General features: G+C 53.6%; 20 protein-coding genes. 12 read left to right on the top strand and 8 right to left on the bottom strand.

The window, feature by feature from the left end; genetic code table 11:
• Positions 1-126: 126 nt before the first annotated feature.
• The 4 genes from glpA (at position 127) to FDX24_RS14635 (ending at position 5,304) form a co-directional block, all read left to right on the top strand.
• Complete coding sequence (gene glpA, locus FDX24_RS14650; RefSeq protein ID WP_048211097.1) at positions 127-1,755, top strand: anaerobic glycerol-3-phosphate dehydrogenase subunit A; 1,629 nt, start codon at positions 127-129, stop codon at positions 1,753-1,755.
• The gene (glpB, locus tag FDX24_RS14645; RefSeq protein ID WP_061068205.1) at positions 1,745-3,004 is read left to right on the top strand and encodes a glycerol-3-phosphate dehydrogenase subunit GlpB; all 1,260 of its coding nucleotides are present in this window, start codon (positions 1,745-1,747) and stop codon (positions 3,002-3,004) included. Before glpA ends, glpB begins: the two co-directional genes overlap by 11 nt.
• On the top strand, positions 3,001-4,191 hold the full coding sequence (gene glpC / locus FDX24_RS14640) for an anaerobic glycerol-3-phosphate dehydrogenase subunit GlpC (RefSeq protein ID WP_048211095.1): 1,191 nt from the start codon (positions 3,001-3,003) through the stop codon (positions 4,189-4,191). Before glpB ends, glpC begins: the two co-directional genes overlap by 4 nt.
• Positions 4,192-4,374: 183 nt before the next feature.
• Positions 4,375-5,304 carry an Rpn family recombination-promoting nuclease/putative transposase gene (locus FDX24_RS14635; RefSeq protein ID WP_137364521.1) on the top strand — a complete coding sequence of 310 codons (930 nt, stop codon included), beginning with the start codon at positions 4,375-4,377 and terminating at the stop codon, positions 5,302-5,304.
• Positions 5,305-5,342: 38 nt separating this feature from the next.
• Here FDX24_RS14635 and FDX24_RS14630 read toward each other — a convergent pair whose 3' ends face one another.
• Both FDX24_RS14630 and FDX24_RS14625 read right to left on the bottom strand, forming a co-directional pair.
• Complete coding sequence (locus tag FDX24_RS14630; RefSeq protein WP_048211093.1) at positions 5,343-6,539, bottom strand: nicotinamide mononucleotide deamidase-related protein YfaY; 1,197 nt, start codon at positions 6,537-6,539, stop codon at positions 5,343-5,345.
• Between the two features lie 79 nt (positions 6,540-6,618).
• Complete coding sequence (locus FDX24_RS14625) at positions 6,619-7,161, bottom strand: YfaZ family protein (protein ID WP_048211092.1); 543 nt, start codon at positions 7,159-7,161, stop codon at positions 6,619-6,621.
• Between the two features lie 318 nt (positions 7,162-7,479).
• Here FDX24_RS14625 and nudI point away from each other — a divergent pair, with 318 nt between their 5' ends.
• From nudI to arnF, 8 genes are all read left to right on the top strand, one after another.
• A complete protein-coding gene (nudI, locus tag FDX24_RS14620; RefSeq protein WP_048211091.1) occupies positions 7,480-7,905 on the top strand; it encodes a nucleoside triphosphatase NudI in 426 nt (141 codons plus the stop codon).
• Between the two features lie 284 nt (positions 7,906-8,189).
• Positions 8,190-9,329 carry a UDP-4-amino-4-deoxy-L-arabinose aminotransferase gene (gene arnB, locus FDX24_RS14615; protein WP_137364520.1) on the top strand — a complete coding sequence of 380 codons (1,140 nt, stop codon included), beginning with the start codon at positions 8,190-8,192 and terminating at the stop codon, positions 9,327-9,329.
• A 2-nt stretch (positions 9,330-9,331) separates the two neighbouring features.
• Entirely contained in the window at positions 9,332-10,315 is a 984-nt protein-coding gene (gene arnC / locus FDX24_RS14610) for an undecaprenyl-phosphate 4-deoxy-4-formamido-L-arabinose transferase (protein ID WP_101741528.1), read from the top strand.
• A complete protein-coding gene (gene arnA / locus FDX24_RS14605) occupies positions 10,312-12,294 on the top strand; it encodes a bifunctional UDP-4-amino-4-deoxy-L-arabinose formyltransferase/UDP-glucuronic acid oxidase ArnA (RefSeq protein WP_116360445.1) in 1,983 nt (660 codons plus the stop codon). Before arnC ends, arnA begins: the two co-directional genes overlap by 4 nt.
• Positions 12,291-13,193, top strand: coding sequence for a 4-deoxy-4-formamido-L-arabinose-phosphoundecaprenol deformylase (gene arnD / locus FDX24_RS14600; protein WP_048211087.1), 903 nt, complete (start codon positions 12,291-12,293; stop codon positions 13,191-13,193). The genes arnA and arnD overlap by 4 nt, the downstream gene beginning before the upstream one ends.
• The gene (gene arnT, locus FDX24_RS14595) at positions 13,190-14,845 is read left to right on the top strand and encodes a lipid IV(A) 4-amino-4-deoxy-L-arabinosyltransferase (RefSeq protein ID WP_170973075.1); all 1,656 of its coding nucleotides are present in this window, start codon (positions 13,190-13,192) and stop codon (positions 14,843-14,845) included. Before arnD ends, arnT begins: the two co-directional genes overlap by 4 nt.
• Positions 14,842-15,177: a 4-amino-4-deoxy-L-arabinose-phosphoundecaprenol flippase subunit ArnE gene (arnE, locus tag FDX24_RS14590; protein WP_137364519.1), complete on the top strand. Its 336-nt coding sequence runs from the start codon at positions 14,842-14,844 to the stop codon at positions 15,175-15,177. The genes arnT and arnE overlap by 4 nt, the downstream gene beginning before the upstream one ends.
• Positions 15,177-15,563, top strand: coding sequence for a 4-amino-4-deoxy-L-arabinose-phosphoundecaprenol flippase subunit ArnF (gene arnF / locus FDX24_RS14585; RefSeq protein ID WP_048211084.1), 387 nt, complete (start codon positions 15,177-15,179; stop codon positions 15,561-15,563). Before arnE ends, arnF begins: the two co-directional genes overlap by 1 nt.
• 2 nt (positions 15,564-15,565) lie before the next feature.
• On the opposite strand, the gene pmrD is transcribed toward arnF, so the two are convergent.
• From pmrD to menD, 6 genes are all read right to left on the bottom strand, one after another.
• Positions 15,566-15,829 (bottom strand): signal transduction protein PmrD, encoded by a 264-nt coding sequence (gene pmrD, locus FDX24_RS14580; RefSeq protein ID WP_137364518.1) that lies wholly within the window; start codon positions 15,827-15,829, stop codon positions 15,566-15,568.
• A gap of 106 nt (positions 15,830-15,935) precedes the next feature.
• A complete protein-coding gene (gene menE / locus FDX24_RS14575) occupies positions 15,936-17,351 on the bottom strand; it encodes an o-succinylbenzoate--CoA ligase (RefSeq protein ID WP_137364534.1) in 1,416 nt (471 codons plus the stop codon).
• An 11-nt stretch (positions 17,352-17,362) separates the two neighbouring features.
• On the bottom strand, positions 17,363-18,325 hold the full coding sequence (menC, locus tag FDX24_RS14570; RefSeq protein ID WP_137364517.1) for an o-succinylbenzoate synthase: 963 nt from the start codon (positions 18,323-18,325) through the stop codon (positions 17,363-17,365).
• On the bottom strand, positions 18,325-19,182 hold the full coding sequence (gene menB / locus FDX24_RS14565) for a 1,4-dihydroxy-2-naphthoyl-CoA synthase (RefSeq protein ID WP_048211080.1): 858 nt from the start codon (positions 19,180-19,182) through the stop codon (positions 18,325-18,327). Before menB ends, menC begins: the two co-directional genes overlap by 1 nt.
• 14 nt (positions 19,183-19,196) lie before the next feature.
• On the bottom strand, positions 19,197-19,955 hold the full coding sequence (gene menH / locus FDX24_RS14560; RefSeq protein WP_137364516.1) for a 2-succinyl-6-hydroxy-2,4-cyclohexadiene-1-carboxylate synthase: 759 nt from the start codon (positions 19,953-19,955) through the stop codon (positions 19,197-19,199).
• Positions 19,952-21,622, bottom strand: a complete 1,671-nt coding sequence (menD, locus tag FDX24_RS14555) for a 2-succinyl-5-enolpyruvyl-6-hydroxy-3-cyclohexene-1-carboxylic-acid synthase (RefSeq protein WP_137364515.1) — start codon at positions 21,620-21,622, stop codon at positions 19,952-19,954. Before menD ends, menH begins: the two co-directional genes overlap by 4 nt.
• Positions 21,623-21,702: the final 80 nt, after the last annotated feature.

Below are 21,702 nucleotides of genomic sequence, written 5' to 3'. Positions count from 1 at the left end.
ACAAATGTTCATAAAAGCGCACGGAATCACGTTTCATTTTCGAATTATGAGCGATTATGAGCGAAATCAAACAATCCATGTTTTTTATGTGGCTAAATGATAAAAAACGAACTGTGAGGAAAAACAATGAAAACTCGCGACTCGCAAACAAGTGACGTGATTATCATTGGTGGAGGAGCAACAGGTGCAGGGATCGCACGCGACTGTGCCCTGCGCGGATTGCGCGTCATCTTAGTAGAACGCCACGATATCGCGACAGGCGCGACGGGCCGTAACCACGGTCTGCTGCACAGCGGAGCACGTTACGCCGTTACTGACGCTGAATCTGCCCGCGAATGCATTAGCGAAAACCAAATTCTGAAACGTATCGCCCGCCATTGTGTTGAGCCGACGGACGGTCTGTTTATTACGCTACCGGAAGATGAACTCTCTTTCCAGGCAACCTTTATTCGTGCCTGTGAAGACGCGGGCATCCGCGCAGAAGCGATTGATCCACAACAGGCGCGTATTATCGAACCTTCGGTAAACCCACAACTGATTGGCGCAGTGAAAGTACCAGACGGTACCGTTGATCCTTTCCGCTTAACCGCCGCCAACATGCTGGATGCACGAGAGCACGGTGCGATTATCTTAACGGCCCATGAAGTGACGGGGCTGATTCGTGAAGGTGCGACGGTGTGCGGGGTAAACGTACGCAACCATCTGACGGGCGAGATGCAATCTCTGCATGCGCCGGTGGTCGTGAATGCCGCCGGGATCTGGGGTCAGCGCATTGCGGAATATGCCGATCTGAGCATCCGTATGTTCCCGGCGAAAGGTTCTCTGTTGATCATGGATCATCGCATAAATCAGCATGTTATCAACCGCTGCCGTAAGCCATCTGATGCCGATATTCTGGTGCCTGGCGATACCATTTCGCTGATCGGTACAACCTCACAACACATTGATTACGACGATATCGACAGCAACCGCGTCACCGCAGAAGAGGTGGATATTCTGCTGCGTGAGGGTGAGAAGCTGGCACCAATTATGGCGAAAACTCGCATCCTGCGTGCTTACTCCGGTGTGCGTCCGCTGGTGGCCAGCGACGACGATCCGACCGGTCGTAACGTCAGCCGCGGTATTGTGTTATTCGATCACGCAACGCGCGACGGACTGGACGGATTTATCACCATTACCGGTGGCAAACTGATGACCTACCGCCTGATGGCGGAATGGGCCACCGACGCAGTATGCCGCAAACTGGGCAATTCTCGCCCTTGTACAACCGCAGAGACAGCTCTGCCAGGCTCACAGGAGTCGACCGAACACACGCTTAAACGCGTTATCTCTTTGCCAGCGCCACTGCGCGGCTCGGCGGTCTACCGCCATGGCGACCGCACCCCGGCGTGGCTTAGCGAAGGCCGTCAGCACCGCAGCCTGGTCTGTGAATGTGAAGCCGTCACCGCAGGTGAAGTGCAATATGCCGTTGAAAATTTAACCGTCAACAGTTTGCTCGATTTACGTCGTCGCACCCGCGTCGGGATGGGGACGTGTCAGGGCGAATTGTGTGCCTGCCGCGCTGCAGGTTTGCTACAACGTTTTAATGTCACCACCGCCGCACAATCTATCACCCAGCTTTCTGAATTCCTCAACGAACGCTGGAAAGGCGTGCAGCCTATCGCGTGGGGAGATGCGCTGCGCGAAAGCGAATTCACGCGTTGGGTCTATCAGGGATTGTGCGGTCTGGAAAAGGAGCACCAGGATGAAATTTGATACCGTCATTATCGGCGGCGGTCTCGCCGGGCTGATGTGTGGCCTACAACTGCAAAAAAGCGGGTTGCGCTGTACGATTGTTACCCGCGGCCAAAGCGCGCTGCACTTTTCCTCCGGCTCACTGGATTTGCTCAGCAACCTGCCCGATGGTCAACCGGTAACCGACATTGAAGCGGGGCTGAATGCGCTGCGCACTCAGGCACCTGGTCATCCGTATAGCACCATCGGCACGCAGACCGTACTGGCGCTGGCGCAGCAGGCGCAGAATTTGCTGGAAGAGTGCGGAACGCATTTGCACGGTAAGGTTCATCAGGCTCATCAACGTGTAACACCGTTGGGAACCCTGCGTTCAACCTGGCTTAGTTCAGCGGAAGTGCCGGTCTGGCCGTTATCAGCACAACGTGTCTGTGTGGTGGGAATTAGCGGCTTACTGGATTTCCAGGCGCACCTTGCCGCGGCCTCACTGCGCCAGCGTAACCTCAGCGTCGAAACGGCTGAAATCGATTTGCCAGAACTGGATGTCCTGCGTGATAACCCAACCGAATTTCGCGCCGTCAACATTGCACGTCTGTTAGATAACGAAGATAAATGGTCGCTGCTCTATGACGCCCTGTTACCAATCGCGAAAACCTGCGACATGATAATTATGCCAGCCTGTTTCGGCCTGGCTGACGATCGGCTATGGAAGTGGCTCAATGACCGCCTGCCCTGCTCACTGATGTTATTACCAACTTTACCGCCGTCAGTGCTGGGCATGCGCCTGCATAACAAATTGCAGCGCCAGTTTGTACGCCAGGGTGGAGTGTGGATGCCCGGTGATGAAGTGAAAAAAATCACCTGTCAGGATGGCGTTGTCAGCGAAATCTGGACCCGCAACCATGCCGATATTCCATTGCGCCCACGCTTCGCCGTACTCGCCAGCGGTAGTTTCTTTAGCAGCGGACTGGTCGCCACGCGCGAAGCCGTTCATGAGCCGATTCTCGGTCTGGATGTGCACCAAACCGCCACACGTGCGCAGTGGTATCAGCGTGACGTCTTTGATCCGCAACCGTGGCAACAGTTTGGCGTAACCACCGATGCTGAACTGCGTCCATCGCTTGCAGGAAAAACAGTAGAGAATATGTTTGCCATCGGATCGGTACTTGGCGGTTTTGACCCTATCGCCCAGGGTTGCGGAGGCGGAGTGTGCGCAGTGAGCGCTTTACACGCCGCACATCATATTGCGAAACGTGCAGGAGGCCAGCAATGAGCGACACACGTTTTGAAAGTTGTATCAAATGCACAGTGTGCACCACTGCCTGCCCGGTAAGCCGTGTCAACCCAGGTTACCCTGGCCCTAAACAAGCCGGCCCTGACGGTGAACGTCTGCGTTTGAAAGATGGTGCGTTATATGACGATGCGCTGAAATATTGCATCAACTGCAAACGCTGTGAAGTGGCCTGCCCTTCGGATGTCAAAATTGGCGATATCATCCAGCGCGCGCGTGCCAAATACGACACGACACGTCCGTCGATACGTAACTTTGTCTTAAGCCATACCGATTTGATGGGCAGTGTTTCTACGCCGTTCGCACCCATCGTGAACACCGCGACTTCACTGAAACCGGTGCGCCAGCTTCTTGATTATGCACTAAAAATCGATCATCGCCGTACGCTGCCGAAGTACTCCTTCGGTACCTTCCGCCGCTGGTATCGCAGCATAGCCGCACAGCAGGCGCAGTATCAGGATCAAGTTGCATTTTTCCACGGTTGCTTTGTGAACTACAACCATCCGCAACTCGGTAAAGATCTGATAAAAGTGCTGAACGCGATGGGTACTGGCGTACAACTGCTGAGTAAAGAGAAATGCTGTGGCGTACCACTGATCGCCAACGGTTTCACCGATAAAGCACGTAAGCAGGCGGTAAGTAATGTGGCTTCACTGCGAGAAGCGATTGACGGAAAAGGCATCCCGGTTATTGCCACCTCTTCAACCTGTACCTTTGCGCTACGCGATGAATACCCTGAAGTGCTGGATGTCGACAACTCAGGGCTACGCGAACATATTGAACTGGCTACACGCTGGCTGTGGCGCAAGCTGGACGAAGGGAAAACGTTGCCGCTGAAAACGTTGCCGCTAAAAGTGGTCTATCACACACCATGTCATATGGAGAAAATGGGCTGGACACTCTATACGCTGGAACTGCTGCGACAAATTCCGGGACTTGAACTGACCGTGCTGGATTCACAGTGCTGCGGGATCGCCGGAACTTACGGATTCAAAAAGGAAAACTACCCGACGTCACAGTCAATTGGCGCACCGCTATTCCGCCAGATTGAAGAAAGCGGCGCGGATATCGTCGTGACCGACTGCGAAACGTGTAAATGGCAGATTGAGATGTCGACAAGTAAGCGTTGCGAACATCCTATCACCCTGCTTGCCAAAGCGTTGGGGTAACTCAGTTGCCCGGTGGTGTTTGCTACCGGGCATTTTTGTGCATCCAGTTCCGCTTATTTGAATACGTTGCAGTCGGGCGTATTTATCTCTGATTCACCCACGCAAAGAATCAATTTCTCATATGCAGCGCTTGCGAAAAGTGGATACCGTCACGCCATCTTCTCTTTCTGGTAACGGACTACCATGGCTAAACCCACCACATCCACACCGCATGATGCGGTTTTTAAAAAGATCATTTCTTATCCTGAGATGGCCCGGGATTTTCTGGAGATTCACCTCCCCGTCACATTACGTGAGATTTGCAATTTGCAAACGCTGAAGCTGGAGTCCACCAGTTTTATCGAACAGGATCTCCGCGCGTACTACTCCGACGTATTGTGGTCGCTAAAAACCCACGAAGGTGATGGCTATATCTATTGTGTCATCGAACATCAGAGTACAGCTGTGCAGCACATGGCATTCCGCCTGATGCGCTATGCCACCGCTGCGATGCAGCATCATCTTGATGCCGGGAATAAAACGCTGCCGCTGGTGATCCCCATGTTGTTTTATCACGGTCAACAAAGTCCCTATCCCTGGTCACTCAACTGGCTGGATGAATTTGACAACCCACAACTGGCGCGGCAACTTTATTCAGAAGCTTTTCCGCTGGTCGACATTACCGTGATTCCTGACGATGAAATCGCGCAACATCGGCGTGTTGCGTTGCTTGAATTGATGCAAAAACATATCCGCGATCGCGATTTGATGGGGTTAGTGGACCGACTGGTCTCGTTATTAGTTACAAGCACCGCTAATGACAGCCAGCTACAGACGCTATTTAATTATCTGCTACGGTACGGCGACGTTTCTCACGTCAACGAATTTATCCATAAAGTTGCCGAACGTTCCCCTCATAACAAGGAGAGGCTGATGACAATCGCAGAGAGACTCAGACAAGAAGGCCACCACGATGGGCTGCAACAAGGGTTACAACAAGGATTGGAACAAGGAGTACAAAAAGGTACGCAAGAAGAAGCAATACGGATCGCTCGCATGATGCTGGAACAAGGAATTGATCGTGATTTGGTTCAGTTAATTACCGGGTTGTTGCCAGACGATGTCACAGCGTGAGTCAGACAGGGAAGGTTTGTAACCTTCCCTGCCACTAATCAAACCGTCAGGAATTCCACCACATCGATCCAGCCGTGTTCCCCGGCGATATCCTGACCATTTAGCCAACGCCGCAGCATATTAAGCGCCATCATTGCGCAAACCTCCTGACGAACAGCCAAACTATAGCGATTTGCATTGAGTCGCACCCGCAAGGCATGCGTGCCGTCAGGTGTTGCCAGTGCGAAGTTAATATGTTCGTTTTCGAAACCCGATACCGCCAGCGCCAGTTCGGCATAATGATTGCCGCGTCGCTCGGTTATCCAGTGCGCCGTTTGCGCCAGCGTTTCTTCCTGAGATGGCACTACCTCGCTCGCTAACAACGGGGCACTGGCGCGAGAGAGCTGCAGGGCAATTAAGCCTCCGGTAAATTGCTCGCTCAGCGTCAGACTGTACTGGCGCTCCTGGAGCTTACGGGCAATTTGCGCAGGTAACCCTTCGGTACCTTCAAAAATCATATTCTGGCCAGCAACGCGTTTCACCTCTGGCCATAGCGCCAGCATCGCTTCACGTTGGGAATCGGGTCCGGTTAACTTCAGCTCGATAATCGGCATCGACGAGCGATAGCCCATTGTCACCCCAGGCGGTAAAACCAAAGGATCCAGGCTCTGCGCCAGATCGCTTTCAGAACGACCAAAGGTCGTTAAGCGCAGGCATAGCGGGGGTTGAGAGAGAGAAAAACGCTCACGCAGGCGCGGCAGGATCTCATGTTCAACCATGACTTTAAATTCTGACGGTACACCCGGCGTAAAGAACATCAGGCAGCGATTAAGCTTTACGGCGAACCCGCAGGCAGTTCCGACCGGATTATTAATAAACTCCGCACTGGCCGGAAGCTCAGCCTGTTTGCGATTGCTCGGCGCCATGACGCGTCCCCGCTCACGGAAAAAACGCGCCATTTCGGCCAGCCACGCTTCATGCAGCACCAGCCCTTCACCTTTTGCGGTTGCCGCCGCCAGTGCGCTCAAATCATCGCTGGTCGGCCCTAAGCCGCCATTGACGATCAGCACATCAGCATGTTCGCTACGCTCACGCAGAATAGCGACCAAATCGTTCAGATTGTCGCCAACTGTATTGCGGCGTGTTAACGGTAATCCCTGATTAAAGAAAAAATCGGCCAGCCAGGCGGCATTAGTGTCGACGATTTGTCCGTGCAACACTTCATCCCCGGTGGATAGCATCTCCACGTTTAACATCGTGTTCTCCTGCTTTTATGATGAAAACACTATAACGCATGGAGGGGGGAAGGCGCGACTGAACGCCGCGCCTGGTCGATTAGAAACTGGCGTTTACCCCGATGTATGGGCCGTCAGCAATCGCGTTATCGCGGTTGCCATCTTTACCCGCCAGATTCAGGTAACGGTAACCTGCTTCAATGCTCAGCGGACGCATAATCGTCAGGCGCGCACCGGCATTTGCTTCTTCGTAGCTGTCGATCCCGCTGGAGAGTGAATCCGGGGAGTAGTAGTATTCACCAAACAGACGGAAACTGTCGCCAATCGGCCACTGTAAACCACCACCGACAGCTGCCGCGTAGCCTTCATCACCGTCTTTCGGGTTGGTATAGATACCTTTCCCACCGACTGTTGCCAGCAACGGACCCAGAGGGATATTCAGACCAAGGCCAAGCCCTGCAACATCACCGTCGTCATCGTTATGCATCCAGTTGCCGCTAACAGCCAGTCCAGTGGACTCAGTACCCATACCAAAACCGAGGTTGGTGTAATCTTCGCCTGCCTGACCGCTAATGCTAATCGCATTCGCCGACGCAGAAACAAACAGCATTCCGGCAAAACCCAGTAATAAACTTTTTTTCATTTTCTATCCTTTCCAGCAAGAATCAAAACATAGCCCCAAAACCGCTGGATTGTACTGCCAGATGGCGAGGAATCAATGAGCTAAAAAAGCGATGCAATGACATATTGTAACTAAATACTACCTGCAATGTTTCAGTAAGGTTAAGTTCTTACCCGAAATAGATGATAAAAGGCACCTGATTGCCGTTTTCAACAGACAACGTCATCTTCCCCGGCAAAGCTGGCTTAAACGGCAATGAAGCGTTTTTTCTGTCGCCTGCAAAAGGTAAGATGTGTTAACAATGGACTCCTCCGCCCCTCCCCTACAAGGAACAGACTTATGCGTCAAAGAACGATTGTTTGCCCACTCATTCAAAATGAAGGCTGTTTTTTACTGTGCAAAATGGCCGACGATCGCGGTGTTTTCCCTGGTCAGTGGGCGCTGTCTGGCGGCGGCGTTGAGCCAGGTGAGCGCATCGAAGAGGCTTTGCGTCGGGAAGTGAGGGAAGAGTTGGGTGAACAACTGGTATTATCAGAAATTACTCCGTGGACCTTCAGCGACGATATTCGGACCAAAACCTATGCCGATGGCAGTCAGGAAGAGATTTATATGATTTATCTCATCTTCGATTGTGTGGCGGCTAATCGTGAAGTGAACATTAACGAAGAGTTCCAGGACTTCGCCTGGGTTAAAGCTGAAGATCTTGGCACCTACGACTTAAATATCGCCACGCGTAAAACGTTGACCTTGAAAGGGTTACTGTAAATCCCACGAGTTTAAACGTAATATAAACGATGTTCACAATAGCGGTATTGTTCTCAGCATTCAGCAACAGAGACCAATGCCGCCATAACGACTAAAAACACTTTATATTCAAATAAATAAATCACCCCTCCCTGTTTTTATCTTTATACCCCAAACCTTAAACTCTTAAGGATAAATTAACCTTCAGTCTTTAACCTTTGTGGCCTGATGAAATAATTAACGATGCCCCTGTTTATCACTAAAAATAAAACTGCGGTGGCGTTAAATGGCTTGAAGGAATAATGATGTCTGACTTTTTGCCTTTCTCCCGTCCGGCAATGGGTGATGAAGAACTTGCCGCAGTTAAGGCGGTTCTGGATTCAGGGTGGATAACCACGGGTCCTAAAAATCAGCAGTTGGAAGACGCTTTCTGCCAGCTCACAGGAAACCAAAACGCCGTTGCCGTCTGTTCCGCGACGGCAGGTATGCACATTACGCTAATGGCGCTGGGTGTGGGTGAAGGCGATGAAGTGATCACCCCGTCGATGACGTGGGTATCTACACTCAACATGATTGTCCTGCTGGGCGCCACACCGGTTATGATCGATGTTGACCGCGATACGCTGATGGTGACTCCCGAACAAATTGAAGCCGCTATCACACCACGAACCAAAGCTATTATTCCCGTGCATTATGCCGGGGCCCCAGCCGATCTTGATGCCATTTACGCCATCGGTGAACGCTATGGAATCCCTGTTATTGAAGACGCAGCACACGCCGTCGGAACGTTATACAAGGGTCGTCATGTCGGTGCTCGTGGTACCGCAATCTTTTCCTTTCACGCTATCAAGAATGTGACCTGTGCTGAGGGTGGACTGATTGTTACTGACGACAGCCCGCTCGCTCAACGGCTTCGCAGCCTGAAATTTCACGGCCTGGGTGTAGATGCGTATGACCGTCAAACCTATGGCCGCGCGCCGCAAGCTGAAGTTCTCGCGCCGGGATATAAGTACAACCTGACTGATATCAACGCTGCCATCGCCCTGGTACAGTTGGACAAGCTGGCTCGTCTGAACGCACGACGTGCGCAAATTGCGCAGCAGTATCAACAGGCGCTGGCCGATACGCCGTTTCAACCGCTCACCCTGCCTCAGTGGTCACATGTGCACGCCTGGCATTTGTTCATCATTCGCGTGGATAAAGCCCGCTGCGGGCTGAGCAGAGATGCTCTGATGGAAGCACTAAAGGCCAGAAATATTGGCACAGGCCTGCATTTTCGCGCGGCCCACACGCAGAAATATTATCGCGAACGTTTCACCGATCTTTCTTTGCCTAATACCGAATGGAATAGCGCACGCATATGTTCACTGCCGCTATTTCCCGACATGACCGACGATGACACACAACGCGTCATTACGGCACTTCGCCAGATTGCAGGACAATAAGCATGTTTGAAGCCACACCGATTAGTAAAGTCTCGGTGGTCATTCCCGTTTTTAACGAACAGGAAAGCCTGCCAGAATTAATCAGGCGCACCAGCGCCGCCTGCGAAAAACTGGATACTGAATATGAAATCCTGCTCATTGACGACGGTAGCAGTGACAATTCGGCTCAACTGATGATGGACGCCTCCCAGGCACCGAACAGCCATATTGTCTCTATTCTGTTGAATCGAAACTATGGACAACACTCGGCGATTATGGCCGGTTTCAGCCACGTCACGGGCGACCTGATCATCACGTTGGATGCTGATTTACAAAACCCGCCAGAGGAGATCCCGCGGCTGGTTGCCACGGCAAAAGAAGGCTTCGATGTCGTAGGAACGGTGCGTCAGAACCGCCAGGACAGCCGCTTTCGTAAGACCGCCTCACGGATGATCAACCATCTGATTCAGCGCACGACCGGTAAAGCCATGGGCGATTATGGCTGCATGCTGCGCGCCTATCGCCGTCACATCGTCGATGCCATGTTGCATTGCCAGGAGCGTAGCACCTTTATTCCGATCCTGGCTAACATCTTTGCCCGCCGCGCCACGGAAATCCCGGTACACCATGCCGAACGTGAATTTGGCGACTCTAAGTACAGTTTCATGCGTCTGATAAACCTGATGTATGACCTGGTAACCTGCCTGACCACCACGCCATTGCGTATGTTGAGCCTGCTGGGCAGCATCATTGCCGCCACAGGCTTTACCCTGTCGGTCCTGCTTGTTGTTCTTCGCCTGACGCTCGGCCCGCAGTGGGCGGCAGAAGGTGTGTTTATGCTGTTTGCCGTGCTGTTTACCTTTATCGGCGCGCAATTCATTGGCATGGGATTACTCGGCGAATATATCGGTCGCATCTATAACGATGTCCGCGCACGCCCTCGCTATTTTGTTCAACACGTTATCCGTCCACAAACCACGCAGTCAACTGAGGAAAACCGCGCATGAAAGCCGTCGTATTTGCCTATCACGATATGGGATGTCAGGGGGTTCAGGCCCTGTTGGATGCAGGTTATGACATCGCTGCTATTTTTACGCACGCCGATAACCCAGGTGAAAAAGCGTTTTTTGGCTCAGTTTCCCGCCTCGCTGCCAGCGCAGGTATTCCGGTGTACGCTCCGGACGAGGTCAATCATCCGCTGTGGATCGAGCGGATCGGCCAGCTCGCCCCCGATGTGATCTTCTCATTCTACTATCGCCATTTACTCAGCGATGAGATCCTGCGTCTTGCACCAGCGGGGGCCTTTAATCTGCACGGCTCATTACTGCCCAAATATCGTGGCCGTGCACCGCTGAACTGGGTATTAGTCAATGGCGAAACCGAAACAGGCGTGACGCTGCACCGCATGGTCAAGCGCGCAGATGCCGGTGCCATCGTCGCCCAACAACGCATTACCATTTCCCCCGATGACGTAGCGTTAACCCTGCATCATAAATTATGCCAGTCTGCCCGCGAGGTACTGGCACAGGCGCTGCCAGCCATCAAAGCCGGTGATTTTCAGGAGTATCCACAACAGGAAGCCGACGCCACCTGTTTTGGTCGCCGCACGCCGGAAGACAGTTTCCTTGACTGGAACAAACCCTGCGCACAACTGCATAACATGGTTCGCGCCGTGTCCGATCCATGGCCGGGTGCATTTAGCTATGCCGGTACGCAAAAATTCACCATCTGGTCATCGCGCCAGAGTGCAAATACATCTGCAGCGCTGCCGGGAACGGTTATCTCCGTATCGCCATTGCTGATTGCCTGTGCCGATGGCGCACTCGAAATCATTACCGGGCAAGCGGGTGATGGCATTACCATGCAGGGCTCACAGCTGGCACAAGTTTTGGGTCTGGTTGCCGGTTCTCGCCTCAACAGCCAGCCCGTTTCCGCCAGCAAACGTCGTACCCGCGTGTTGATCCTTGGCGTTAACGGTTTTATTGGCAACCACCTGACCGAACGCCTGCTACGCGAAGATAACTACGAAATCTACGGGCTTGATATTGGCAGCGATGCGATTGAGCGTTTTCTGCAACACCCACGATTCCATTTTGTGGAAGGTGATATCAGCATTCACTCCGAATGGATTGAATATCATGTGAAAAAATGCGACGTCGTGCTGCCACTGGTCGCCATTGCCACACCGATTGAATATACCCGCAACCCGCTGCGCGTCTTCGAACTCGATTTTGAAGAAAACCTGAAAATTATTCGTTACTGTGTCAAGTACCGCAAACGCATCATTTTCCCGTCAACATCTGAAGTCTACGGTATGTGTACCGATAAAGACTTCGATGAAGACAGCTCCAACCTGATCGTTGGCCCGGTTAATAAACCGCGCTGGATCTACTCGGTCTCTAAACAACTGCTGGATCGCGTTATTTGGGCATACGGTGAAAAAGAAGGGTTACGTTTCACCTTATTCCGTCCATTTAACTGGATGGGACCGCGTCTGGATAGCCTGAACGCCGCACGTATCGGCAGCTCACGCGCCATTACCCAACTGATCCTGAATCTGGTGGAAGGCTCTCCCATCAAGCTGATTGAAGGCGGCAAGCAGAAGCGTTGCTTTACCGACATTCGTGACGGTATCGAAGCCCTGTTCCGTATCATTGAAAACGACGGCGGGCGCTGTGATGGCGAGATCATCAATATCGGTAACCCGGATAACGAAGCAAGTATTCAGGAACTGGCTGAAATGCTCCTTTCTTGCTTCGAAAAACATCCGTTGCGCCAACACTTTCCGCCGTTTGCTGGTTTCCGCGACGTTGAGAGTAGCAGCTACTATGGTAAAGGCTACCAGGACGTTGAGCACCGCAAACCCAGTATTCGTAATGCCAAACGTTGCCTGAACTGGGAACCAACAATCGATATGCAAGAAACGGTTGAAGAGACGCTGGACTTCTTCTTACGCAGTGTGGACATCACGGAACACACATCATGACCAAAGTGGGCTTGCGCATAGATGTCGATACATTCAGGGGGACACGCGAAGGCGTGCCCCGCCTGCTGGAGACATTGAACCGGCATAACGTTCGGGCTAGTTTCTTTTTTAGCGTCGGGCCCGACAACATGGGACGCCATCTCTGGCGTCTGGTGAAGCCGCAATTTTTGTGGAAGATGCTGCGCTCAAACGCAGCCTCACTCTACGGGTGGGACATTTTACTGGCCGGCACCGCCTGGCCTGGAAAAGAAATTGGCCTGGCTAATGCGGCCATCATTTCGCAAGCTGCCCGGTATCACGAAACAGGCTTACACGCCTGGGATCATCATGCCTGGCAATCACGAAGTGGCAACTGGAACGATAAACAGCTGATTGATGATATTTCGCGGGGCATTAATGCACTCGAAACAATCATCGGCCAAACCGTTACCTGCTCTGCCGTCGCTGGCTGGCGTGCCGACTCGCGCGTCGTCGAGGCGAAAGAAACATTCCATCTGCGCTATAACAGCGATTGCAGGGGGACATCGTTATTCCGTCCTGTACTTGAAACGGGAGAAATAGGGACACCACAAATTCCGGTCACGCTACCGACATGGGATGAAGTAGTTGGTCAGGAGGTGCAGGCAGCGGACTTCAACGACTATATTCTCTCCCGCATTCAGAGGGACAAAGGTACCCCGGTCTACACGATTCACGCAGAGGTGGAAGGCATTGCTTTTCAGCAGCAATTTGACGATCTGCTCATTCGTGCCGCCGACGCCGGGATTACGTTTTGTCCACTGGGCGAACTGTTACCAGACGATATCAGTACACTGCCAACGGGCCAGATCGTTCGTGGCAAAATACCCGGCAGAGAGGGATGGCTCGGCTGCCAGCAACCCGCGAGTGTGACATCATGAAATCCGCACGTTACGCCCTGGCATTTGTCGCATTTATTGCACTGTATTTTATTTTACCCATCAATAGCCGCCTGCTCTGGCAGCCCGACGAAACGCGCTATGCTGAAATCAGCCGGGAAATGCTGACGTCTGGCGACTGGATCGTCCCACATTTTTTAGGACTACGCTATTTTGAAAAACCTATCGCGGGATACTGGTTAAACAGTATCGGGCAATGGTTATTTGGCGCAAACAACTTTGGCGTCAGAGCGGGGGCTATTTTTGCAACCCTACTGACTGCACTCCTGGTCGCCTGGCTGGCAATGCGGCTATGGCGTGATAAACGTACGGCCCTACTCTCTGCCGTCATCTTTCTAACGTTTTTCTCTGTTTACAGTATCGGAACCTATGCGGTACTTGATCCCATTATCGCGCTGTGGCTGATGGCGGGTATGTGCTGTTTTTGGGAGGGAATGCAAGCCACCACCAGAACACGTAAAATTGTCGCCTTTTTGCTGTTAGGATTTACCTGCGGCATGGGCGTGATGACCAAAGGCTTTCTCGCGCTCGCTGTCCCTGTCCTCAGCGTGTTGCCATGGGTTTTCGTGCAAAAGCGCTGGAAAGAGATCTTTATTTACGGCCTGCTGTCGATTATCAGCTGTATTGCCATTGTCCTGCCGTGGGGTCTGGCGATTGCGCAACGCGAACCCGACTTCTGGCACTACTTTTTCTGGATTGAGCATATTCAGCGTTTTGCGCAGGATGATGCCCAGCATAAAGCGCCATTCTGGTACTACATACCGATTTTCGTGGCGGGTGCCTTACCCTGGCTCGGGCTACTACCGGGCGCATTGCGTACCGGCTGGCGTGAACGGGATGTACCACGTAGCGCCTTATACCTGCTGAGCTGGATTATTATGCCGATCCTGTTTTTCAGTATCGCCAAAGGGAAGTTGCCAACCTATATTCTTTCCTGCTTCGCACCGCTGGCAATCCTTACCGCGCGGTTTGGCTTGCAGGCTGCTGAAAAAGGTTCTGCAGCCCTGCGCGTCAACGGTTGGATCAACATTCTGTTCGGTGTTATTGGTATTGTCGCCACATTTATCGTGTCCACGCTCGGACCGTTGAAGACACCGGTCTGGTCGCATATCGAAACGTATAAAGTGTTTTGCTCATGGGGTATCTTTATCACCTGGACGCTATTTGGCTGGTATACGCTTAACAACAGTGAAAAAAACTGGAAATTAGCAGCGCTCTGCCCGCTGGGACTGGCGCTGTTGTTCGGCTTCTCAGTACCTGACCGGGTAATGGAATCCAAACAGCCACAGTTTTTTGTCGAGATGACCAAAGAGTCGCTGGAGTCGAGCCGTTATATTTTCACCGACAGTGTTGGCGTTGCCGCTGGCCTGGCCTGGAGCCTGAAACGCGATGACATCAACATGTACGGGCAAACAGGTGAGTTAAAATACGGCCTTAATTATCCGGATGCCCAGGGACGCTTCGTCAGCCGGGATGACTTTGCCGGCTGGTTGGCGCAACATCGTCAGGAAGGGATCATTACGCTTGTGCTGTCAATTTCGAAGGATGAGGATATTAATCAGCTTGCCATTCCTCCCGCTGACTATATCGACAATCAGGGGCGCCTGGTCTTGATTCAGTACAGGCCTAAATGATCTGGCTAACCTTAGTCTCTGCCAGCCTGCTCAGCGTCTGTGGGCAATTGTGCCAGAAGCAGGCCACCCGCCCGGTACCCGCCCACGTGCGAACACGCTATATCGCACAGTGGATTGGTCTGGCGCTGGCCTGTCTGGGACTGGCCATGCTGCTCTGGCTGGCAGTATTGCAGAATATTCCCGTCGGTATCGCCTACCCAATGCTAAGCCTGAACTTTGTATGGGTCACGCTGGCGGCATGGAAAATCTGGCGTGAACCTGTCACAACGCGTCACTGGTTGGGGGTTGGGCTACTCATCACCGGCATCTTTATTCTTGGGAGCGCGGTGTAATGGGCATTTTTTGGGGGCTGTGTAGCGTGATTATTACGTCGGTTGCTCAGCTAAGTCTGGGTTACGCGATGGATAATCTGCCGCCCATGCTGCAACCGCTGGCGTTTATCTCCGCCGTTTTTGCAACCAGCAGCAGCGCATTCGCCTTATATGGCGGGCTGGTAGGTTATTTACTGTCAGTGATGTGCTGGCATAAAGCCCTGCATCAGCTCGCGCTGAGCAAAGCCTATGCCTTGCTCAGCCTCAGCTATGTGCTGGTGTGGATCGCATCAATGATTTTACCGGGCTGGCAAGGAACCTTTTCAGTAAAAGCCCTGGTGGGTGTGCTGTGTATTATGGCGGGATTAATGACCATATTCTTACCCGCCCGCCAACACACGCCCTGAGATCATTTATCGTCAGACAGTTGTCGCAGACGCTCCCATTCTTCGGCGAGATACTGTCTGGCATCAATGATTTTAATCACTCGCGATGCATCACGGTTAATACAATACTGGGCATCTTTTAACGGTGACAGGAGATCGCCTGCTTTTACACGCTCGCTGGCTTGCGCTTCAGCCAACATTTTCAACGAACCACCGGTATCACAAAGTACAATATAGAGCCTCCCTGCTTTTTGGTTACAGCAAGACTTCTTCACATGCCATTCCATAGCGCACCTTTTGCTAATGATTTTCACACCAGGTTACACTTTAGCAGATAAACCAAAGGACAATGGCCAGGGAATGGCAATTATGCGAGATAAATTTAATGTTTTCTTAAGCTTTACCGCGGGTACGGACCCACTCCAGCAACGCCCGGCGAGAAACCTTAATACCACCGCTTTTTAATTCTGCGGGTAAGGTTAGCCAACGAACGGGTTGCTGGAAACGTGCCAGCTTATCTTTCACCCATTCTGCCAGATCAATTCTTCCGGCTTCAGTATCGTACTCCACAACCGCAACGGGGCGGTGGCCAAACTCTTCATCTTCTATTGGAACAATAAAAGCTTGCAGAACATGGGGATGCGATACAATAACGCGCTCCACCTCTTCCGGTTGGATCCCTTCTCCACCGCTAAAGAACAGATTGTCCATACGCCCGACTATGGTTAGCTTGCCATCCTTTAACACGCCGCGATCGCGGGTGGCAAACCAGCCTTGCGCATTAACCAGTGGATAAAGCTGTCCGTTGCGCCAGTACCCTTGCGCCATGCTGGCGGCACGAAGCCAGACTTCATCATCAACAATCCTGACTTCTCTGCCTGGTAGTGCAGAGCCGACATCCGCCTTACCATCGGCCTCTTTCGCACACACCGTGGAGGCAAATTCCGTTAACCCGTAACCACACCAGCAGCGAATACCCTGCTCACGCGCTTGTTCAGTCAATTCAACAGGAATCGCGGCACCGCCCAGCAACACGGCCTTTAGCGATACCGGTGTGTGATTGACCAACAGTCGCCAAAGCTGCGTGGGAACCAGCGAAGCATGGGTACAACCCGCCAGCATCTGCTCTAACGGCTGCTTATCGCGCACGGTCATACGCGCGCCGGCGAACAACCATCGCCACAAAATGCCCTGCCCGGAAACATGAAACAGCGGCAATGAGAGCAGCCAGTCATCTTCAGCGCCAAACGGCATTAATGACAGCACGCCCTGTGCGCTCGCCAGATGCGCCTGACAGGTATGTACCGCTGCTTTAGGCAGTCCGGTTGAGCCGGAAGTTAACGTCATTGTGCTCAAGCGCTGAGGCAACCAGACGGCAGCATGCTCGCCAGACTGTTCCAGCATCCGCAGCGGTGCCAACCCCGGGAGCGGACTTTCGCCTTCCAGATCCAGCGCAAAACGCAGCGTTAACTCCGGGACCAGCGCATCAAGCAGCGACTGAGGCAACTGTGGGTTCACAGGTAAAACCCGCGCCCCACACTGCAACAGTGCCAGCCATGCCAGCAGCGGACGGGGATGATTCCAGGCGCGGAGCAATATGCCATCGCCCTCTCCCACCCCTTGAGCCGCAAAGCCGCTTGCCAGACGATCGACTCGCGTACAGAGATCGCCCCAGCGTAACACCTCATCGTTGAGGCGTAAGGCTGGCGCGTCAGTACGAGCCTGTCGCCAGTGACGCCACGGCCAGTCGGTAAAATCAGGCGTATCGGACAACCGTTCCAGGCCCGATGCGCTTGCGCCATCGGGCATTTCCCGCTGGGTCATAGCAATCGTTCCAGCGCATCAATCTCAATGCACGGCAACGTACTGCCAGGCCACGCGCGTACCTGCTGGCACTGCATCAGGCTGAGCGTATCCAGACCAGGGATAGTCTGTGGCGTCAACCAGGCAGCAATGCGCGCCAGCTGGGTTAAGCCCAGGCTCGATTCGATAGAGGAGCTGATCACGGCGGTGAGACCTATCGCGTGTGCGGCGGCAACCTGCTCACGCACCTTGTCGAGGCTACCCGTCAGCGTAGGCTTGATGACGACTGCCTTCACGCCCTCTTCGGCTTCGAAGGTGAAATCCGCTTCACGCAGACTTTCATCCCAGGCAATGGCAATCCCTGTTTCACGCGAGAACGCGCGGGAATCATCACGGGTTTTACACGGCTCTTCGAGGAAGGCAATGCGCCCGCGATACTCAGGATTGACATATTTCGCAAACTGCTGGGCTTTCAGCGGCGTCCAGGCACGATTGGCATCAAGCCGCAGGTGCAGTTCCGGGATCGCCTCCAGCAACAGGTTGACGACCATACCGTCGCGAACAGCTTCATACAGACCGACCTTAATCTTCGCCACTTTTTCGCCCGGCATGTCCGCCAGTTGCAGCACCAGATCGTCAGGATCGCCCGTACACAGCGGCGCAGCACGGTAGTCCGCCGCCTCTGGCAGAGTGCCTGCCAGTTCGGCCAGCGCGCAGCTTGCGCCAAAGGCGACCGAAGGCATTTGCGGTAAGGAAGCATCGCCCTGTAGCCAACCCTTCACCCAGGCCAGCAGCTCAGTTTGCGCCTCTTCCCAGCTTTCCTGACTGAAGCCCGGCAGGGGGGAGATCTCTCCCCACCCTTCGCGCTCGCCGTCACGAAGACAAACGTACAGCCCGTCACGCGTTTTTAACCGCCTGTCGCGCAGAATCACCCCCGCGTCCATGGGGATCTGCCAGCGGTATACCTGCGCGCTACGCATTACGGATTCCGTTTGAATTTGCTGAAGTCAGGCTGGCGTTTCTGGTTAAAGGCGTTACGGCCTTCCTGACCTTCTTCAGTCATGTAGAACAACATGGTCGCGTTCCCGGCCAGCTCCTGCAGACCCGCCTGACCATCGCAGTCGGCGTTCAGCGCAGCTTTCAGGCAGCGCAGCGCCATTGGGCTGTTTTGCAGCATTTCGCGGCACCAGCGTACGGTCTCTTTTTCCAGATCGACCAGCGGAACCACGGTGTTTACCAGGCCCATATCCAGCGCTTGTTTTGCATCGTACTGACGGCACAGGAACCAGATTTCACGTGCTTTTTTCTGACCGACGATGCGCGCCATGTAGGACGCGCCCCACCCGCCGTCGAAGGAACCGACTTTCGGCCCGGTCTGACCAAAGATGGCGTTTTCAGCCGCAATGGTCAGGTCACACATCATGTGCAGCACATGACCACCGCCGATGGAATACCCTGCCACCATCGCGACAACCGGTTTCGGACAGGTACGAATCTGGCGTTGGAAGTCCAGTACGTTCAGGTGATGCACACCGGAGTCATCCTGGTATCCGCCGTAGTCGCCACGTACCTTCTGATCGCCGCCTGCACAGAACGCTTTATCGCCCGCACCGGTCAGAATAATCACGCCGATGTTGTCATCATAGCGGGCATCCGCCAGCGCCTGGATCATCTCTTTCACGGTGACCGGACGGAAGGCATTGCGTACCTGCGGACGATTAATGGTGATTTTTGCGATACCGTCGGTGGATTTCTCGTAGAGAATATCGGTGTAGCCTTCAGAGCAATCGTTCCATTCTACCGGTGCGTAAAGCATTGTTTCATCAGGATAGATCATAAAATGTCCTATAGTCAGCGACGCAGAATCTGAGCCAGACAGTCCACCACGCCAGCGGGGTTTTCCCGATGCGCGTTGTGTCCGGCATTACGAATCACATGGTTTGGTACTGACATTTCCGTCGCCAGAGCGCGGAATTTATCGTCACGTTCACCACATAAATAATAAAACGGAAATGTGCGCGTAGTGAGTTGCGCACGTAAATCAGGTTGTACGGCAAGCGAGGTGGCCTCCAGCATTGCCGCCAGCGTTTGCCCGTTATTCTGGCTACGCATATCGACCAGCGCCTCTCTTTGCGCGACATTCAGTGAGGAAAAGACCGGCTGTTGATACCAGTCATTAAACACCTCGCGCAGCGGCTCAGTACGAAAACGCGCGGCCCAGCGGCCATCCGAGAGACGACGCTGGGTGCGTTCATTTTCACTTTGCAGCCCTGGATGCCCACCTTCAACCACCAGACCACACAGTCCGGGAAACGCCTGACAGGCCGCCATCATAGCGACTCTGCCGCCAAGGGAATATCCCACCAGCCAGTAGTTAAGTATGTTGTAACTAAGCAGCGTATTACACAACAAATCGCTGACGTCATCGAATCCGCTCACGCTGATGTCAGCAGAACCGCCGTGGCCAGGCAGGTCGATATACAACCGCGAAAACTCCGGGAATGCTTCACCGACCGCCTGCCATTCCCGGCAATCACCGGAAAATCCGTGCAGGAAAACCAGCCAGGGGAAATCCACCTGACCCGTGTTCGCCTGCGCGTGCAGGATCATAGATGACTTACCTGCGCCAGCAATTGCTGCAGGGTTTGCGCCCCGTCAGTTTCATTCACTACCAGCTCAATCACCGTTGCCACCGGAGTACGCCAGGCATTCGTCAGCGCGCTCTCCAGTTGCGCCCAGTTCTCCGGACGGTGATATTTGAGGTCAAACATGGCGGCAGCATGCTCAAAATGGACGTTCTGCGGCATCAGGTAGAACCGTTCACGTTCGCTTGCTGGCGTCGGCAGCAGGGAAAAAATTTGTCCACCGTTATTATTGACCACGATCAGGACAAACGGCGCGGAAACCTGACGCAATAACGCCAGCGCATTCAGGTCATACAATGCAGATAAATCGCCGACGATAGCCAGCGTCGATTTTGCGCTGGCGCGCTGTACGCCAGCTGCGGTTGACAGCAGGCCGTCAATGCCGCTCGCGCCACGATTGCTATAGACCGGGTAACCAGCCGGAAGCTGCGACAACGCATCAATCAGGCGCACCACCAGGCTGTTGCCCACAAACAGCTGTCCCTGCTCTGGCAGATACTCGTGAATACGGTGTGCCAGCTGTGCTTCGCCAAACGTATCACGGCGGGCTTCTACCGCCTGCCATGCCTGTTTCGCCAGCCGCGGGATCTCCACACACCAGGGCTGGCGTTTCTCCGCCGGATGCAGCTCCAGCCAGTCGCCAACCTTCGCGACCAGCCTGCGTCCACGATGGTGAGCCGGATCGAGGCGGCCTTCGATATTATCAACGATCCAGTATTCCTGCGGATCGCAGTTGGCCTGCCATTGCAGGAGTCGCTTTCCGGTCAGGCTGCTGCCAAGCTGCACCACAATCTGCGCCTGCTGTAACTCTGCCACCGCTTTCGAATTCCCGAGCCACAAATCGGCACACGGCAACGGTTGTCCGGTTTGCGACAGAACATCGCCAATCAACGGCCAACCTAACGTCTGCGCCCAGAGCGCAACTTTCTTGCCCTCTTCGGCGCTCATGCGCCCGGCAAGTACCACGCCACGTTTTTGCCGCCAGAAAAACCAGTCACGCTGTTTGTCGCTTTCCAGCCGACGCGCTTCACGCAGCCAGGGCTTGTCATCCTGCCACCAGTCACCAAGACGCTGCTGCCAGGCACCCCCTGTTTCATCCATGTCACCATACAGCGGTTCCGCAAATGGGCAATTGATATGCACCGCTCCGCTATGTAGCGCGGCTAAGGCGTTATCGATGGTAGACACCAGCCAGCTTGCGGGAATGTCCTGCGTCGGACGCGGTAAAGAGAGCGTTTGCGACGGATGCGAGGCAAACATACCGGCCTGACGAATCGCCTGGTTAGCGCCACAATCGATAAGCTCAGGCGGTCGGTCAGCCGTGAGTAAAATCAGTTTTTCACCGGTCAGGCCCGCTTCAATCAACGCGGGATACAAATTCGCCACCGCTGTACCGGACGTCACAATCACGGCAACAGGTTGCCTGCTGACTTTTGCCAGACCTAAGGCCAGATGCCCAAGCCCACGCTCATCAAAATGAGTATGGTGGATAAAAGCGGGGTTTTCCGCTGCCGCTAAAGTCAACGGCGTCGAACGAGAGCCAGGGGCAATACAGACATGCCTGACGCCGTGGCGAGTGAGAGCTTCCAGAATGACCGCCGCCCAGCGTCGGTTAAATGCGCTTACTGACATGAGATTGTCCGGTATCAATATTGCGACACAGTATAAAGAATCGAATAAATGGATTTTTGATATGAATCGGGAATATACAC

The organism is Citrobacter sp. wls716 (genome assembly GCF_005280975.1).
In the GTDB taxonomy this organism is placed as follows: domain Bacteria; phylum Pseudomonadota; class Gammaproteobacteria; order Enterobacterales; family Enterobacteriaceae; genus Citrobacter; species Citrobacter youngae.
This window is presented reverse-complemented; position numbering and strand designations above follow the sequence as displayed.